At 31.2% G+C, this 1,173-nt stretch carries 1 protein-coding gene and 1 pseudogene; both read right to left on the bottom strand.

Translation table 11 applies throughout. From position 1 onward, the window contains the following. Positions 1-243, bottom strand: a pseudogene (locus tag F6K13_RS34135) (glycosyltransferase family 4 protein); the annotation flags it as partial. Between the two features lie 158 nt (positions 244-401). Further along, positions 402-1,173 (bottom strand): Rpn family recombination-promoting nuclease/putative transposase (locus tag F6K13_RS34130; protein ID WP_287290084.1); only part of this gene is annotated, 772 nt, incomplete at its 5' end.

Genomic DNA, 1,173 nt, shown 5'->3' with positions numbered 1-1,173 from the left:
TAAGTCAGGACCAAAAGTCAGTAAAGCTTGATTATTTTCGCTGTAATTAGAAATAGGTACTACTTGAAAAGAACCTTCATCAATAAATTGGGTTTCAACTATTTGACTTTGTACTCCTTTTGGATTCCAACGTTTAGGAACAACAACCATAACTTCAATACCCGGTTCAAGTTGAGCTAAAGCGCGTAATTTTTCCCGGTTTAAATCAACAATATAGGTGTGGCTCGCTACTAATATTTTCATGGTTATTATTGGGTGATTTAGTATTTATGAAGGAGTATTTGTTAGAAGTTTTCAGAAAAAAATTGAAGTCAGCAGTATTATTTTTACTTTCTCTTAGTATGACTTAAATATTGATTTTTTATCAAAAAAATAGTTTCCCTATTTATTACCTATTTGTGTCACTCTTCATCTCTGACTTGCTCTAACCAAGCTACTAAATCAGATATATTTTTGAACTCTAACATTACCTGACTTAATTCTTCTAATTCCCTATTTGATAATTGATTAAAGCGTTCTTTTATATTGGAATCAATTGTTCCTAATAAACGCTCTATTAAATTTATAATTAATTCCCTTTTCCCTTCTTCACGACCTTCTATTTTCCCTTCTTCACGACCTTCTTCTTTACTAAAAGCAATTGCCCCTTTCCGGTCAAGAAGAAATTGCTCTTGCTTTTCCAATTGTTGCAATTCATCTATAGTTAAATTAGCCTCATTAGCAATAGTAAAAGCTTGACTAATTTCAGGAACTACTTCCATTGATTCCGGTACGACCTCCAAACTATTAGTATGTTTCATAAAGTAGAGCCATTTATCTGTAATATTTTCTAAATTTGCCAATTTTTTCTTAAATTTAGGTAACTCCACAAAAAATAGTTCTATATCGCTGTCTGGATAAACAAAAGAATTCTCCCATTCTTTAAATGCAAAGCGTGTAATAATTTTTTCACTCTCCTTAAACATCGTAAAATCAGCAATAGTTAAAGAAATTACTGGTTTTAGACCTGTATAAACTTTACCTCGCTGGAGTTGATTAACATAAACTTTTGCAGCATAATAAATAACTCGTTTATTAAAACCTTCGATATTTAAAACCTGCATTTCAATAATCACTGTAGAGCCATTATCAAGTTTAGCCCTCACATCTAAATATGAATCTTTGAGAATGGCA

The organism is Okeania sp. SIO2B9, from assembly GCF_010672505.1.
GTDB classification, from domain to species: Bacteria; Cyanobacteriota; Cyanobacteriia; order Cyanobacteriales; family Microcoleaceae; genus Okeania; species Okeania hirsuta.
This window is presented reverse-complemented; position numbering and strand designations above follow the sequence as displayed.